Annotated in this window: 12 protein-coding genes; 3 read left to right on the top strand and 9 right to left on the bottom strand. The window is 25.8% G+C overall.

Annotated features, from left to right (window positions below):
• Positions 1-381 precede the first annotated feature (381 nt).
• A complete protein-coding gene (locus tag A9758_RS07210; RefSeq protein ID WP_143740888.1) occupies positions 382-2892 on the bottom strand; it encodes a glycosyltransferase in 2511 nt (836 codons plus the stop codon).
• A 337-nt stretch (positions 2893-3229) separates the two neighbouring features.
• Between A9758_RS07210 and A9758_RS07205 the strand changes: the two genes are divergently transcribed.
• Entirely contained in the window at positions 3230-3910 is a 681-nt protein-coding gene (locus tag A9758_RS07205; protein WP_011406094.1) for a hypothetical protein, read from the top strand.
• Positions 3911-3948: 38 nt separating this feature from the next.
• Here the strand turns inward: A9758_RS07205 and A9758_RS07200 are convergent, their stop codons facing one another.
• The 5 genes from A9758_RS07200 to A9758_RS07180 form a co-directional block, all read right to left on the bottom strand.
• Complete coding sequence (locus tag A9758_RS07200) at positions 3949-6576, bottom strand: glycosyltransferase (RefSeq protein ID WP_011406095.1); 2628 nt, start codon at positions 6574-6576, stop codon at positions 3949-3951.
• A 5-nt stretch (positions 6577-6581) separates the two neighbouring features.
• Positions 6582-9026 carry a glycosyltransferase family 2 protein gene (locus A9758_RS07195; protein ID WP_048059700.1) on the bottom strand — a complete coding sequence of 815 codons (2445 nt, stop codon included), beginning with the start codon at positions 9024-9026 and terminating at the stop codon, positions 6582-6584.
• A 196-nt stretch (positions 9027-9222) separates the two neighbouring features.
• Complete coding sequence (gene nth / locus A9758_RS07190) at positions 9223-9867, bottom strand: endonuclease III (protein WP_048059828.1); 645 nt, start codon at positions 9865-9867, stop codon at positions 9223-9225.
• A gap of 35 nt (positions 9868-9902) precedes the next feature.
• Positions 9903-11183, bottom strand: a complete 1281-nt coding sequence (gene aroA / locus A9758_RS07185) for a 3-phosphoshikimate 1-carboxyvinyltransferase (protein WP_011406098.1) — start codon at positions 11181-11183, stop codon at positions 9903-9905.
• Positions 11184-11238: 55 nt separating this feature from the next.
• Entirely contained in the window at positions 11239-13878 is a 2640-nt protein-coding gene (locus A9758_RS07180) for a valine--tRNA ligase (RefSeq protein WP_011406099.1), read from the bottom strand.
• 205 nt (positions 13879-14083) lie between these two features.
• Between A9758_RS07180 and A9758_RS07175 the strand changes: the two genes are divergently transcribed.
• Positions 14084-16294, top strand: coding sequence for a glycosyltransferase (locus tag A9758_RS07175; protein ID WP_011406100.1), 2211 nt, complete (start codon positions 14084-14086; stop codon positions 16292-16294).
• Between the two features lie 680 nt (positions 16295-16974).
• Here the strand turns inward: A9758_RS07175 and A9758_RS07170 are convergent.
• The 3 genes from A9758_RS07170 to A9758_RS07165 form a co-directional block, all read right to left on the bottom strand.
• Positions 16975-17304 (bottom strand): hypothetical protein, encoded by a 330-nt coding sequence (locus A9758_RS07170; RefSeq protein ID WP_011406101.1) that lies wholly within the window; start codon positions 17302-17304, stop codon positions 16975-16977.
• Between the two features lie 172 nt (positions 17305-17476).
• Positions 17477-17638, bottom strand: coding sequence for a hypothetical protein (locus A9758_RS07620; RefSeq protein ID WP_158005525.1), 162 nt, complete (start codon positions 17636-17638; stop codon positions 17477-17479).
• A gap of 21 nt (positions 17639-17659) precedes the next feature.
• The gene (locus tag A9758_RS07165) at positions 17660-17992 is read right to left on the bottom strand and encodes a hypothetical protein (protein ID WP_048059701.1); all 333 of its coding nucleotides are present in this window, start codon (positions 17990-17992) and stop codon (positions 17660-17662) included.
• Between the two features lie 186 nt (positions 17993-18178).
• Between A9758_RS07165 and A9758_RS07160 the strand changes: the two genes are divergently transcribed.
• A complete protein-coding gene (locus A9758_RS07160; RefSeq protein WP_048059702.1) occupies positions 18179-18727 on the top strand; it encodes a hypothetical protein in 549 nt (182 codons plus the stop codon).

Below are 18727 nucleotides of genomic sequence, written 5' to 3'. Positions count from 1 at the left end.
AGGTATAAAATAAGCACAAGTTTTTAAAAAGAGATTCTTTCACTAAAGAAAAATAGTAACTGAAGGAGTTCCTTCAATTATATCTTTCTCTAAAAAAACATAAGAAATTAAAATTCACAAAAAAATAAAAACAACATAAAAAAATATTAAATAACCTTAAAAAAAGGTTCAATATTATTTAGGCAGCTAATATTATTTTTTCATAGTATTAACTTAAATTAATACAATTTCTACTCTCTTATCTAGATTATTTAAATGTTTAGTATTTTTTTTAAAAAAATAGTACTAAAAAAATCCATGATAACATAGTTTTTTTTCTGTTGTATGATAAAATAGGTCTTTTTTCAAATATTCTAAAAAAATAAGTGAAAATACATGAATTTAGTATTTTCCACTTTCAATTTCATCCCTTGTTAAATCCCATATTGCTTGTTTATAACCGAATTTCTCACGTTCAGAAGAACTCCATCTATTTTTAACAAACATTAAATCATGATGTTTATCAGATTTTTCTTGAAGTTGTGTTGTTGCTTTTTGTAGTTTATGATATACAATAGCATTAGAAACATGATAAATCTTATAATTTAATACATTTCTTATGAAATTAGAGTAAATCACATCAGATCTATAATGTCTTCCATTTTCAGCATCAAGTCCTAATGATTTATCATATACATCACGTCGTATATATACACAGAAAAATGCTACAAAGGAAACCTCTGTATAAATACCATTATGATATAATGGTAGGTTAATTACATTTTTATGATGGGCTGATAAATTCACATCACACATGTATTGAGGATTTGCATAGGGAACATGAACATCTATTGTTTTTGTATTGGCAGGAAGTACTTGTTGTGGAACTGTAATTCCACAATTTTCCAGAGTATATGCAGCTTCTTGTAAGTATTCCATTGCACCTTCAGTAAATACTGCATCATTATTTAGAAGAACAATATCATTATCCTTTTTAGCTATTTCTATTGCCTGATTAACAGCGTATGTGAATCCATAATTTTCATGGTTTAAGATTAGTTTTATCTTATTTTCCAGTTTAAGTTTTCTTAGATAATTTTTAACATCATATGATGAATTATTATCAACAACCACCACTTCAACATATTTAGAATCTAATTTAAATAAACTCTCAAGACATATTTTAAGATCATCCAATGCTTCATAACTAGGAATTATTACAGAAACACCCCTTGTTAGTTTAGGAGCTCTTTTACCAATTTTTTCTAAACGTTTTTCTTGTTTTTCATGAACTTGTTTTATTGTATAACTTAATTCAGGATTACTTGTAATAGTATTATCAGCTAAATCAAAGTAATAATTTGATAATATAACAGGTACGGAATATGTTTTTGCAAAGGTGGAATATTTAAGTATTAAATCCCAGTCAACACATTTAACTAATGATTCATCAAATCCACCATATTTAAGATAAACATCTCTTGTATGAGCATAGGCATTTAAATCAATATAATTTCTATTAGAAAGAAGTCCCTTATTTAAGGATGCAAATCTCACATATTTAAGATTAGTTTTACTTTCCTCAAATACATATTGACCACAATACAATGCACTTGCATCTTTATTTACTCTAAAAGCACCTACCATGGCTGAAATATATCTATTATCCCAATCATTATCAGAATCAAGATACATGATATATTTACCTTTACTTATATTAAGTCCCTTATTTCTTGAAGCAGATATTCCCAGATTTTCCTTATTACGTATGAGTTTAATTCTTTTATCCTTAATCTTTAAAATATTCTCACATGTTTTATCACTACTTCCATCATCAATAATTATTAATTCAAAGTTCTTATATGTTTGATTTAGTACTGATTTAATAGCATTTGTTATTAAGCCTTCCCTATTATATACAGGCATTATAATAGATACTAGTGGTTTTTCTTCAGGTACTTGTTTTATAAGATAATTTGCAATATTTTCCATTGTTGCAAAGATTTTCTTATCAGATTCATTAAAGGGGAATGCTACTATTGGATTTGTTATAGAATATGATGTGTATCTTGAAAATTTATTTTCAAAGTCAGGTTTTTGCCATTTAAATGTTAATTTATCTAGTATAAATCCATCAGTATCTTTTAATAAAATCTCATGTTCAATACCATCAAGAAAATCCATTGGAATTGTAAATTTAAATGCATGTTTTCCTTCATTAATACCATTTCTTTTTAAGTCTGCCCTATAATTTGAAGGTTTTATTGTGAATTTTATATTATCTATTGATATTATAACGTTTATTGGATGATTGTTTCCAATTTCTGCAGCCCAACCTGAAAGCTTATCCTTTGAAGGCTTATTAAACAATCCTTTTATTTTTCTATTTTTAGTTTTATTTCTTTTTGGTTTCGTTGTTATATTTTTATTTTCAAATTGAGGTATGTTTTCATGGTGTGGAAGGGATATTTTTCTATTTTCACTTTTTCCATATAATAGATAGTGGATTAATGGATTTATTTTTAATGATTTTAAATCAGGATTTAATTTAATATATTCTTCTGAATTAAATAATGGTGATGGATTGTATCCTTTTTTACTTCCATAGTATATGTAGTGTAATAATACATCCATTCCATCTTTTCTTACTGATTCATGCTTATTTAAATAATAACCTACATTAAATAAGTCACTTTTTTTCATTGCATTATAACCTTTAACAGTTAATAACATGTTTTTAAATCCACCACAACGACTCTGATTTAAAAATAATGATAATGGATATAATTTTGATGTTAATCTTTGTTTAATTGATCTGTTATTGTTATTGTTGTATGATTCTTCATATATTGCAGATAAAAGTTTATTATAATCTGCAGTGTTATCTATATTGTTATTAACTATTTTTACCACCTCATATATTCAACTTTAATTAATTATTTAATTGAAATATAGAAATACATACCCTTAATATCTTTCTGTATGATGCTTTTAAAAATAAAACTTTTAGAAACTAAGCATTCATCTATATTTATGTTTAGATTATTATATTAAAGTATTTTTTTATTTTATTAAATAATTATAGAAACTTATTTAATTTTAATATAACTAAAATAGTTATTAAGAGTAGCACATATAATAAATCAAAAAATAATTATTTCATGATTCTTTAAGTTATTCTATAAATACTAGAAAAACAATCTAAGATATGATTTAATTAATTAAGGGACAAAAAAAGGGATAAGATAACATGTCATTTATATCTAAAATAGAACAAAAATTGTTGAATTTAAGTGATAGTTATATTTTTTATAAAAATAATTATGAAAAATTAACTACACTAAATAACAACAAAAATGAAACAATAAAGGCACTTAAACAAGAAAATGATTTATTAACTAAGAAAAATGAAACTGATCTAAGAAATAACACACATCTAACTGATGTGAATGAAAAACTCATCAAAGAACATAAATCATTAAACAAGGATATAGTACGGCTTGAAGAGGAAAAAAAATCTTTATTAAATGAAAATATACAAAAAGATAAAACTCAAGCAGTGTATAAAAGTAACTTTGAAAAATTATCTCTTTTAAATGAAAATAAGAATGAAACTATTTCAACACTTAAACAAGAGAATGAAATGTTACTTGAAGAAAATGCAAGATTATCCCAAGAAAATAACAATCTTCTAAGAATAAATAGAGACATGGCAGAATTAAATAAAAAATATGCTATTATTAGTGAAAATATAAAGTCAATAAATGAGAATATAGCTTCAAAATTCAATGAAGTAAATAAACAATACTCTGCACTTGTTAATAAGATAGACTTTAACTTCGTTAATACATATAACAATATTAAAGAAATTAAAGATGTTAGTACTATAATGAATGATAACATAGATGAAATTAAAAAAATAGAAAAATAAGAAAAATTCCTTTTTTTTAGTTCTTTCTCTTTTTTTACTTATTCTGATTTTATTATGGGAATATTTGTATTAATAATGCCCTTTTTATCATTGATATTATATTCTACATTTATCATATGATTTTTATCTTCATAGAAATTAACATTATCATCTAAATACTTTGTTTTAAAGAGCTTTGTCCAAAGAAGTGTGTTGTAAATAGTATCACTTTTTTCAACAATACCTGAAATCATATTCATATTATCCTTACGTATAGATCTAAACATGTTTTTTATAGCAGTGTTAACATAGAATAATTCTGGATTTAAAAACATAACATATGGTGTTGTAATATAGTTTGGAATTATATTATATAGTTGTGTTTCATCATAATCTCTATTTGTTCTAATATATTCTATATTAGGAAATATCTTTGAGTACTTCTTAATATTCATTGTATCAGTAATTTTTGAATTATTATCAATAAATACAAGTCTTAATAAAGGAAATTCAAAGGTTTGTTCTGCTATATTATGAATAACTTCAAATATTTCCTTCTCTAACATATTTCTAGCATATATTACTATGGATATTGGTATGGTTATCCTACTTTTATCAGGTTTATCAATTGATTCTTTAATATATGTGTAGTAGAGTAGGTTATTCTTATTAAGTGACTGTATAATATCCTTATCAAGATGATTTTTTCCAATACATTCTCCTATAAACTCTTGTGTAGATTTAAAATATTCTAGCATATATTGTGAATCTATTTTATATAATGTTTTTCTTAAAATATCCATCATATAATTATAGAATTTTTCATGATATGCTTCATATAATGGTGTTACTTGTCTAAATATATTTAACATATCCTTAAGCATGGAAATATTATCACACATTGTATTATCTCTACATGCATCATATGTTTTTTCATGTATTCTTTGATTATAATAACTGTTCACTGTTATTTTCACATTTTTAGCTTTTAAAAATGTGATTATTGAAAATAAATTATCACAGTAAGTTCTTCTTGGATTAAATCTAATACTGTTATTTTTAATAAATGATGTTAAGTATAGTTTACCTGTAGCACTAGAATAATTTTTAAATAAAACTGATAAATCAATATTAGTATTTTTAATAAGTTTATTTTCATATTCTTTTAGATAATCATAGATAGTATCATTTTTATTCTCAATTTTTGACTCTTTTTTAGTGTATAATGTTCTATTAAAGAAGAAAATGTCGAGATTATTTTCTTGGGATATTTTTGTAGCAGTATCTAATGCCATACTATCTAGCCAGTCATCACAGTCAACAAAAGTAAGGTACTTACCTTTTGCATATTTTATTCCAATATTTCTTGTTGCACTAACTCCATGATTTTCCTTTATATGAATAACACGCATACGTTTATCAATTTTAGAATGTTGTTTTAATATGTTAAGAGAGTTATCTGTTGAATTGTCATCAATACAAATAATTTCCATATTTTTAAGACTCTGATCATGTATACTATTTAAACAACTGTTAAGATATCTTTCACCATTATACACTGGAATTATTACAGATACAAGAATATCATCAAAATCTTTACTATATATGTCTTTTCTAGGTTTTTCTATTGGATTTGTCTTAAATATGAGTTTTTCATTTCTAAAATCAATATATTCATAGTATGCATTAGTATAATCATTATTTGCAATGTGTTTTATTATTTTATGATATTTATGATTTTTTCGTGTTTTATTATTTGAGACATACTCTTTAAAGAATACATGTAAATCTTCTACAAAATTCTTAAATTCATCCCTATCAAGTGTGGTATTTAATACATATTTAGTAATATAATTAACATCATCTAATAAAATATGACAAGCTTCGGGTAATTCTTTCTTAAATAACTCATAACAATAAGTATAAACTTTTATTAATATTTTGAGTTTATCATAAGAATAATCTAAGCTTTTTGAGAAACCATTTGTTGTATCTCTGTTATATATAACAATTGGTTCATTAACAAATATAATTCCATTAGCCTTAAATAAGATTTTGAAATTAAATATTTTATCAGAACTTATTTTTAAACCTTCTTCAAATTCCAAATTATTTTCAATAAGAAAACTTCTTCTATATATTTTAGTACAGAGGTATGGAGAAATTCCTAGAAGATTAGGATTTTCATCTATGGTTCTAATCTTTGTTTTATAATGAATTATATTTTGGTTTTCCCAGTTAACTTTTTTATTTGTGTATGTGTCAATGTAATTACCATTAACAACATCCACATCTTCTGCTTCAATTATATTGTATAGAAATTCACAAGCATTACTAAGATATTTATCATCATCATCTAAAAACATCACATACTTACCAGTTGCATGTTTTAGACCGTTATTACGTGTTGGACCATCATATTTTTTTTGTTTATTATTAAATAATAATACATTAGAATATTTATTTTTATATTCTTTAATTAAATCAACACCACTTGTTTTTGTTGACTTATCATTTACAAATATAATTTCTAGTTTTTCAAAACCTATTGTTTGATTTAATAAAGAATCAAATGCTTCTTTAATATCATCTTTTGTAGTATTATATACAGGTATTATAATTGAAATTAAAGGTATTTCTTTAGGTTTTTTCTGAATAATGTCACTTATTTTAGAAAATAATGCCATGGTAATCACTCTTTTTTAAGTATTATAATTGGAACATTCACTATTCCCTTTCTATTATACATCCTCTTTTCAACAAAAATATCATTTTCTTTCATATAAAACTTAATATTTGCTTCTTTTAAGAATTTAATCTTAAATATCTTTGTCCATATTAACTCATTAGAACCATCATCACCACTATCTTCAATAATACCTGATGCAACATGCATATTACCCTTACGTACAGTTCTGAAAATATATTTTATGGTATTTGGTATGTATGAATATTTTTTATTATAAAACATCACAAACTGTGTGTCAATATCATCTATTAATTTATTATATAGTTTATCTTCATCTAAATTATTATCAACTACCATGTACTCAATATTTGGATATATCTTTGTATAATTCTTAATAACATGTTCTACATCACTATTCTTCGATGCATACTCAATAACAAACAACACTTCAATAAAAGAAAATCCAAAACTTTGATTTATTAAATTAGAAACTACTCTATTTATTTTATCAATACTATATTTATCACATTTAACAACAACAGTCACAGGCCTATTTGGAATAATATTCTTTTGTAGTTTAGTTATAGGATAATTCTTACTTTTAAGAGAGGAGATAACATAATTATAGAATTCCCTGTGTTCTTTACTAATATTTTTAATTATAATATCATTGAGTTCATATTTAATAATACAACATTCAACAATAGCTTGTATCTGAATAAAGCATGAATTCTTATATGTGTGTTCAATCTTTTTAAAGTTAGATTGTAGTATGTCCATCATAAAATCTATTTGTTTTATAAATTCATTTTTATTTGTTTCACAATACTTAAGCATATCATATACTAGAGCCATTTGATTTAAATTCTCAGGTTCCATAATACCTTTTTTAAGATATACTAGTGGATTAATTAGATAGGTGTTTTTTTCTGTTTTAAAGAAAATATTCTGATTATCTACTAGGAATTTTTTTGTAAACATCTTATTCCATATTTCAAGATCCATATATTTCTTATTATAATCATTTATATTAGTATGGGCCATGTTGTATTCATTTTCTTTCATGTTTCTAAATAAATTCTTTAAAACATGATCCTTATATACATGATTTTTATCAAGTAATGTAATATATGAACAATCTGTCATATTAATACCAATAGAATAAATATCCAATAATGACATATCCTCTTCTAGTTGAATATAATGGATGTTGTAGTATGTTTTATCATATATTTTAAGTAACTTTTGAACATCCTTTAATCTTTTAGTGGATGATATGAAAATAATATCTAAATATGAAAATCCCATTGTCTGATTAATAAATGAATTTAAAATTTCATTTAATCTACTAACTGTAATATCATCACAGTAAACAATTGAAGCAATTGGAGTATTTAGGGAAATGTTCTCCTGTATGTCTTTAATAATATTATTTTCTGAATTCATAGATTTAACTATTAAATTATATGTTCTTAGATTATTTTTACTTAAATTATATTTAATATCATCATTTAAATCATATTCAACTATGTATTTTTCAATAAGACTCTTTGTTTTATTAAAGAAATCATTCTTAAATTCATTATCAATTTTCTGAAATCTATTTAGAAGAGTATGAATCATAAAATCATAGAAGGATAACTTGTATTTCATATAATAGGAATCATTACTTTTTAAAATTGAAAAAATTTCATCTAAAACATTATGAATATCCATCATGTCTTTTTTTGTATTGCTTGTTAATGAATCTGAATGTACACGTCTTTTATAGAAATATTCATCAACAACAGATACACGTCTTGCTTTTAAAAATGTTTTAATAAAAAAAGGATTATCTTCATACATTGTAGTTTCATTGAATTTAATATTATTTTCCAATAAAAAAGATCTTAAATATAACTTACCTGGAGCAGTTACAGGTATTTTAAAAAGTATATTTGCAGAGATATCATCATGATTAAAAACTCTATTATAATATTTTTCCAAGAAATTCATAGAATAAGTTTCTGTTTTATATAATAACTTTGTAATATTGTTCATGTTAATAAGTTTAAATAATAATAAGTCAAGATTATTCTCTTCAGATTTTTTCAATACACATTCCAATGTATTTTCATCTAGCCAGTCATCAGCATCAAGAAATGTAATGTATTTTCCTCTTGCATGTTTTATTCCAATATTTCTAGAAGCTCCAGGACCAAGATTGGTAGTATTGGTAAATACACATACACGTTTATCAAAACGTACATGATTGTTAATTATTTCCAAGGTCTTATCTGTAGATGCATCATCAATACATATAATTTCTATATTTTTCAGTGTTTGTTTTCGTGCAGTATTTAAACATTTTTCAATGTATTTATCACTATTATATGCAGGAATAATTATTGAAACATCAATAGAATCATTTTTTGGTGGATTATCTTCTGTTTTAGTATTAGAATTCATATGAATCAATTTTAATAAATTAATTAATCAATGTATCTTTTTTTTAAAAATCATTTTTTTGTTATAATACATTAATACTACTGTTATATATGTTTATAATTTAATAAATACTTTAATTTAATTAAAATTATAAATAATAATGGTATTAAAACATATTTTTTTTACATTTATACAAAAATATTTAAAAAAAATAAAATTAAATATCCAATTCAGATTTATATAACTGGCATAAATCTGTGAAAGGACATTCAATATGTTGGGGATTAATAGGCTTACAAATATTTTGACCAAACTGAACCATTAAATCATTAATTGGAAGCCAATATTCCTGTGGAACAATCTCTCTTAAAACCTCTTCTGTATCTTCTGGTTTATCTGTATGAACAAGACCGAGTCTATTGGATATTCTATGAACATGAACATCAACAGGAATAGCATCCTTCTGAAAACCAAATACTAAAACACAGTTAGCAGTTTTACGTCCAACACCAGGTAATTTAAGTAATTCTTCAAGAGTATCTGGAACAACACCATCATATTCCTCTAATAAAATATTAGATACTTCCTTGATACGTGCAGCTTTAACATTATAAAATCCTGCCTGTCTTACAAGATTAGCAATATCATCAACAGGAGCATCTGCTATTTCTTCCATGGTATGATACACATTGAATAAATTTTCTGTAGCTTTATCAGTATTTTCATCCCTTGTTCTCTGGGATAAAATAGTTCTTATGAGAACTTCATATGGTGTTTGTTCAAGAAAAGTTCTGCGAGTAAATATTTCCTCAAGTTTATCAACAATAAATTTAATTTCATCAACAGTATAATTACCCTTCATATTTTCTTTAATCACAAACTCACCCTCTTATATTCTTATTCTTCTGAAATTGTATGCATTACTTCTAAAAAGTTTGGGAATGAAATATCATAGCAACTTGCATCTTTAATAATAATATTTCCAATTTTAAGTCCAAGAACATAAAATGCCATTACCATTCTATGATCCATGTGGGAGTCAACATAACCACCAGTAGGATTACCTTTTATAATAAGTCCATCCTGTAGTTCTTCAACATCCACACCAACATTTTCAAGTTCAACAGCACAGTTATGAACTCTATCTGTTTCTTTAAATCGTGCATGTTCAACTCCAGTTATTTTAGATACACCTTCAGCTTGTGCCATGAGAATAGATATTGTAGGAAGTAAATCTGGCGCATCTTCTAGATTAATATCAAATGCTTTAAGATTACCATCACTTTCAATATGTATTTGATCATCATCCACTGTAACTTCAGCTCCCATTTTCTTAATAATATCTATGATTATCTTATCTCCCTGCATAGAATCCTTATAAAGATTTTTAACAGTTAGATTTGATGGAAGCATTGCAGCTGCTGCTAATATGTATGATGCAGAGGAATAATCTCCCTCAATAGTATAATCAGTAGCTTCATATTTCTGTGGTTCAATATAGTATGATGAATACTCTGGAATATTGGTTGTATCATATTCAAAATCTATACCAAACTTACTTATAACAGACAGTGTCATGTTAACATATGGTTTAGATACAAATGTTCCCTTTACATTAAGGGTTACAGGCTTTTTAGAATATGGTGCAGCCATAATAATTGATGATATAAATTGACTACTAACATCACCCTTAATATCTGTCTGACCACCTTCAAATCCACCTTTAACAATGATTGGAGGAGTTCCATTACTTTGTGATGATGATATTTGAACTCCAAGATTTTCTAGTGCATCAATTAAGTCTTGCATTGGTCTTTTTCTTAGTGATTCATCACCAGTAAATATTGTGTAATTTGCTCTGGGTGCTATTGCTGCAACACTACTTAGTATTCTAACACTAGTACCAGAATTTTTAACATCAATTATATTTTCTGGTGTTCTTATATATCCTGCAGTACCTTGTACAATACATTTATCAGGATATCTTTGAAATAATGCTCCTAATTGTTCACATGCTTCTAATGTAGCTATAGTATCTGCTGAATATAGGGGATCTCTTAGTATTGATTGACCTTCTGCTAGTGCAGCTGCTATAAATGCTCTGTGTGAATAACTTTTTGAAGCTGGAGCCTTTATAACTCCAGAAATTTTATTTATTTTTTCAACTTGTAAATCCATAATTATTACCTCGGAAATTCATTTAAAAAAAGAGATAAAAGGTGGGGGAGTTTAGTTATTGTTGAACTTCAAGGAGAATATTATATTTCTCAGTTTTTAGTATATCAACAACTTCTCCTGTTTTACTAACAAGTTCAGAATCTACTACTGTAATGTGTTCATTTGTAAATGCAACATTATCAACTTGAACTTCACCTTTTTCATCTAATGTTTTTGCTATTTCTTCTGGATTATTGTTTGATATATAATCTATGATTTTCTTAGCATCCTGTTTAAATTCTGGTCCAACTTTACTCATAACAGGTTCAATTGCAAGTACTTTTTCATGTAAATCAGGTTTACCATTAACAACTGTGATATTATCCACCTTATTTGTGTTTTTAATATCTTCAATTGTAAGTTCTACCTTTTCAACATCAGTAGTGTATATGTTAACAGTATTTAATGGTTGATTTAATGGTATTCCTTTTGATGACTTGTATCTTCTAAGTTCATCAATAATATCAATAGCATAACTACCTACAATTTCAACATCATCATTAATTAATTCATCATTGAGTTCTGGCCATCCACCTTGATGTAGGGCCATGGAATCATTACCCAGGTATTGATTTACAGTATCAGCAAAGAATGGAGTTATTGGAGCCATAAGTGCAAGTGTAGTTTCAATAACTGTTTTAAGAGTATATTTAGCATCATTTGTAGAGTCAATATCTTCATATAATCTGTATTTTACAGCTTCAATATATTCATCACAGAAATCATGCCATACAAAGTCATATATTGCCTGTTCAGCTGTAGCAAAATTATATTCCTCAAATGCTTGTGTAACTGTCTGATTTAATCTGTTAAGTTTTGATAAAATCCATTTATCAATAATATTATTTTCAGATAAATTATCAGACACATTTTCATCTAAATGCATACTAATAAATCTAAATGCATTCCAGAATTTACGGAGGAATTTATATGCATGCTTAATATCCTTCCAACCAAATGGAACATCTGCACCAGGAACACTATTAGCAGACCATAATCTAAGAGCATCTGCACCATATTCCTCAATAACTTCCTCTGGAGCAATAACATTTCCAAGAGATTTACTCATTTTATGACCATCTTCACCAAATACCATACCATTAACTACGATTTCATCAAATGGTTTTTCTCCAGTAAGAGCATAACATCTAAGAATAGTGTAAAATGCCCAAGTTCTAATAATATCATGACCTTGTGGTCTTAAAGTTGCAGGATAAACATTTTCCCAACCTTCATTTGGCCAATTGGCTATTGTAAGAGGTGTTATGGAACTATCCATCCATGTATCAAGAACATCTTCTTCTGGTGTGAAACTATTACAACCACAACTACAAGAGTGGTCTGGTTTATCTATTGTAGGATCTACTGGTAATTGTTCAACACTTGGAAGTACAACCTTATGACAATCATCACAATACCATACAGGTATAGGTGTTGCAAAGATTCTTTGTCTTGAAATACACCAATCCCAATCCATGGAATGAGCCCAGTTTTCAAGTCTTTGATACATATGACCTGGTACCCATCTCATACTTTTTGCTTGTTCAACAATATCCTCATTCATCTTATTTGCTGCAACAAACCATTGTTTTTTAGTCATTATTTCAATAGGTGTTTTACATCTCCAACATAAACCAACATTCTGGTCCACATCTTCTTGTTTTATAAGATAACTTTCTTCTTTTAAATCTTCAATAATACTGCTACGACATTCCTTAATAGTCATTCCAGCATATTTACCAGCTACAGGTAACATTTCACCTTTTTCATCAATAGCATTGATTATGTCAAGATTATAACGTGTAACCCATTCAACATCAGTTTTATCCCCAAAGGTACAAATCATTACCACACCAGTACCATACTCTAAATCTACAGTGGCATCGGTAATAATTTTAACTTCTCTTCCATATATAGGAAGTTTCACAGTTTTTCCATGAAGATTTTTGTATCGTTCATCATCAGGATGTACAACTACAGCAACACATGCACATAATAATTCCGGTCTTGTAGTAGCAATTGTAGCATTACCTGAACCATCAGCAGCTGGGAAATTAATATAATTTAATTTAGTAGTATTATCAGAGTATTCTACCTCTGCAAATGCAATAGCTGTTTCACAACGAGGACACCAATTAATAGGATGAATATCTTGATAAATCATATCTTGATTATATAATTTAAGAAATGATAACTGTGTTCTTTTCTTGTTTTCTGGAAGCATTGTAATATATTCATGATCCCAGTCTTGAGAATATCCCATTTTACGCATTTGAAGTCTCATTTTCTCAATATTTTCATGTGTTAAATCTATACAGTAATCCCTAAATGTTTCACGAGAAACATCATTCTTCTTAATATTATGAATTTCTTCAACTTTAACTTCTGTAGGAAGACCATGACAATCCCATCCCTGTGGGAATAACACATCAAAATTATTCATACGTTTATACCTTGCAATAATATCCATGTAAACCCAGTTTAAGACGTGTCCCATGTGAAGTTTACCTGTTGGATATGGTGGTGGTGTATCAATAATATATGTTGGTTTAGTACCATCACCTATAAAACGATAAGTGTTATCCTTTTGCCATAAATCTTGTAATTCTTCTTCTTTAGTATGATCATAATCCTTTGGAATGTCATTACTTTTCATTTAATGTGTATCTCCTAAATCATGTTGATGTAAATAAAAATAAATTCAAAATACTTAAATTGAAAATCATTGTAATATAATACAATGAAATTTTACATTATAATATAATATATGTAAAAAATAGAATATATTCTTTATTCAAAAATTACAATAACTATTAAAGAATAAAAATATTAACATATACAAAAGAAAGGAAACAATCCATATGCAAAAAAGACAACTTCATTCATTAAAACAAAAACTAGCATCAAAACTATATCCTCTAGCACTTCTAAAAAATAAAAACAAAATAGGAAACCTAAAAAACCTATTCATAACAATAAAAGGATACAGACAAATAAGAAAAAACAATCTATTTGACACAGAATACTATCTAGAAAATCATGAATCAGTAAGAAAAGATGGAATGGATGCATTATTACACTACATATACTATGGAAGTAAAAAAGGATACAATCCATCAATTGAATTTAACACAAACAAATACCTAAAAGAAAACAAAGATGTAGAAAAATCTAATATAAACCCACTGATACACTATGCAGTATATGGAATAAGTGAAAATAGAAAAAATACTTCATTAACAAAAAAACAAATAGAAAAACTTAGGGAAAAAATAAATAATGACAACAAAAACAAGTTACCTCTAATAAAAAAACCATTAGTATCAATAATAATCATAACACACAATGGTGAAAATCATATAAAAAGACTACTAACAAAATTTACCAAACTAAAACAATATAATAACTATGAACTAATAATATGGGACAATGCATCAGAAGATAATACAAAAGACACAATAAAAAAATTCACAAATCTAAACATAACATTAATAGAAAATAAAACAAATGAAACATTCTCCAAGGCAAATAATGAAGCTGTAAAAAAAGCAAAAGGAAACTACCTACTATTTTTAAACAATGATATAGAACCACTAGATGGATTTATAAATCATTTGATGAATGTAATATTAAATAAAGAAAATGTGGGGTGTGTAGGGGCAAGACTAATCTATCCAGACTGTTCAAACTCAAAAATAAATCAGGAAAAATCATACACCATACAACATGAAGGAATAATATTTAAAGCCTGTGACTATATAAAACCAGTAAATAAAAACAATGGACAAAAATACTATACAAACACAAACATACAAGTCCAACAAATAATAGCCATAACAGCAGCATGTATGCTAATTAAGAAATCAGTATTTAATAAGGTGGGTGGTTTTCAAGAAGAGTATGTATATGGTTATGAAGATGTAGATCTATGTCTAAAACTACACAAGAGTGGATATAAAAACTACTACACACCACAAGCAATGTTATATCACTATGAATTTGGAACACAGGAAATGGAAGAAAATAAAGTAGTAACACAAAGAAGAGAAAAAAATCATGAAATATTCATAAAAAAATGGAACACATACCTTAAAAAACAACTAAAAGAGGATTTAATAAACAACAACCAAATCATAACAGATAAAAGCTTAACAATAGCCTTTGTAGTAACACAAGCCCAGAAAAACACAACAGCTGGAGATTATTTTACAGCACAAACATTAGCAAGTAGTCTTAAAAGAGAATATGGATGGAATATAAAGTACTTGGAAAAAGGTAAAGACTGGTATAACATACCAGAATATGTGGATGTAATAATAAGTATGCTAGATAATTACAACATAGAAAAAATCAAAACAAACAACAAATACATAATAAAAATAGCATGGCCACGTAACTGGTTTGACAGATGGATGAATAAAGATTATTTCAAAGACTACAACATAATTCTATCAAGCTCTAAAAAAGCATGTGCTAGTATAACACAAAAAACAGGAAAAAAAGCAATATTCTATCCAATAGCCACAGACACAGACATGTTCAATGAAAATATATCACCACAAAAAAAATATGAAAGTGATTATTGTTTTACAGGAAGTTACTGGATGGCAAAACGTGAAATAATTGATTTTCTAGATCCAACACAAATAAAACACACATTTAAATTATATGGTGCAAACTGGGATAAAATAGAAAAATTCAAACCATACTATCAGGGATTTATAAACTACAAAGAAATACCACAAATCTATGCCTCAACAAAAATAGTAATAGATGATGCAAACCATGTAACAAAAGAATGGGGCTCAGTAAATAGTAGGGTATTTGATACAATAGCATCTGGAAAACTAGTAATAACAAATGGAAATCGGGGAAATCAGGACTTATTTAATGGAAAAATACCAGAATATCATTCAAAAGAAGAACTAAAAGATGTAATAAATTATTATATGGAACATAGTGATAAAAGAAATGAAAAAATAAAAGAATTACAAAAAATAGTGCTAAATAAACATACCTATACTATAAGAGCTAAGAAACTTAAAAGAATTATAGAAGAGTATGAATTTTAATCTACTATAATTTATTTTGAAGAATTGCTATGAATAGTGATAGTATTAACTTCTTTTTCTTTTTGAATATTTAACTTTTGAAGGTATATCATCAGTAATTTGGAAGTTTCTTATTGTAGTTTTATTTCTTGGTTTATCAGTTATCTCTTTTGGAGGCATATAATAGTCAGCTTTTCCCTGCTGTATACTTCTATGAACAGAGGAATATTCATCTTTATTTTGTATTTTATTATTTTTTAAATATTTATTTTTACTGAATTTTTTCTAAAAATAAAAATTTTTCATGAAAAAAATAGTCTTTTTTTAATTCTAATTAATTATTATTACTTTCTTAATAAAAAGTATATTTATATTGAATATTAAATTGTTTTAATAGATGTATATATTTTTATTAACATGTTTTAGTAATCTAATATTCATGTCGTGAAAACTGTTTTGTTTTATACTATTTTTTTTATTAGTTATATCAGGGTATAGCGAAGTAATAAAAAAATAAGTAAAAATGGAGAAAAATACACCCTAAATTTTAGAAAAAATAAAAAAATAGAAAAAAAATATTAACTGTAAAAATAAACCATGCAAAAACATTAAAAATACATCATGACATATACATGAATTATAGTCAAAATTGTATTTTATGTAAAAATAAAAAAGTTAGAAAAAAATTTCCAAATTTAAATTTAATAATAATAATGAATAGGTATTCCAACAAGTAGTGTCATGATTAATAAGACAATTATTATAAGAAGCAACACTACTATTAATTGTAAATTCTTATTTATATAATTTATTGAACTTTTCTTTAGAAATTCTTCTTCATTATAATTATAATTGTCATAAGTTCCATGAATATGTTGATTTTTGAATTCTTGAGTAGTATATTGATTATAATTATGAGTTTGTTGATTATATGTATTTTCATCTGTTTTTAATGTTTGTAAAGTATTTCCACAGATTTTACACATATTCTGATTTTCATCATTTTCAGTTCCACAATTAGAACATTTCATATTGTTTAATTCTCCTTTGAATTTTATAATTTATTTTTGAGGATAATACTGGTTTGGGTTTTGTGGCTGATTTGATTGTTGTGAATACATTGCCTGTAATCTAAGACTTATTGATTTTGCAAAATTTTGGAACTGATTTATTTCTATTTTTGTAAATCCTTCCTCGACTAATTTATAATATTTTTTTCACAATTCCATCGGGATTTTGAACATAATATGTTATATTACCATAGTCATCTTCAGTATAATCATATGTAGCATATGCTGGTTCATTAACAACAGATGTTTCATCATTTGAAATAGTATCATTATTAGTAGATATTGGTGTTGTCATAGAATCATCATTTAATATGTCTCAAGTTCCTTTGGCCATTAGGATGGGAATACCAATTCCAAGACCAACTGTTGCAAGACCTGCTCTATATAATCCTAATCTTTTAATATTTTCTTGTTTTCTTTTTTCACGTTTGTATTCTTCTTTTTCATGTTCATTTAAATTATCATAATGTTCTTTTTCCATTTTTTGTTTTTCAATTTCATCTATTGCATGTTCATCAATAGATTTATTAATATTATTTTTAATATTTTTTAAAGAATCATATTCATTTATTTTATCATTGATATCCTTTATTGATTCATCAGTAGATAATTTATCACGAATATTTTTAATATTATTAAAGAATGCCATGAAATATTCCTCCATAATCTTATGGTTTGAAGAAAAATAATAGGATATTAATGAATCTTTTTTATTAAATTCAATTTTACAATAAAATAATTAATAATACCAAATATATCTTTCTATATGAAGAAAAAAACTATTGGAATTATATTATTACTAATTATTTTAATAATAGGGTCTTTTTTTCTATATATGGAATATATGAACTACTGTGATAGGGAAAATTTTAATAAAACAATAAAAACTGTTAGTGATTTTGAAAATAGAACTGATATAAACAGTATTGCTTTTGTTGATACTAGTCCTGTAACTTTAGATGAAGCAGTATCCTTTGAAAAGAGTTTTAATGAAAATATTACTATTGAAATCAACATATTAAATCAATATAAAAATCAGACAAGTAATAAAACCTATCAAGAGTATGTTGATATAGAAGTTAATCGTTTAATATATGAAAAAAGATCTGCTGAATTGACTCTTGAAATATGTGATTTGTGGAAAAAGGCAAAAACTGGTGAATTAAATCCATATGATGCATTAAGTAAAGTTAAAGAGATAAACAATCAAAGTACAGAAGTAAATAATAAAGTTAATACAGAAAAGATAAATGCAATTAATTACTTGGAAAAACATCCAAATCTTAATAAAACATTAACAGATTTAGGAATTGATGAAGACTTTAATACATATGAGTTAGATGGAGGAGGTCCTAATATTTCCAAATTTAATATTTATTATTAA

Source organism: Methanosphaera sp. A6, assembly GCF_001729395.1.
In the GTDB taxonomy this organism is placed as follows: domain Archaea; phylum Methanobacteriota; class Methanobacteria; order Methanobacteriales; family Methanobacteriaceae; genus Methanosphaera; species Methanosphaera stadtmanae.
Note: the sequence above shows the minus strand (reverse complement) of the source record. Positions and strands in the feature narration are given on the sequence as shown.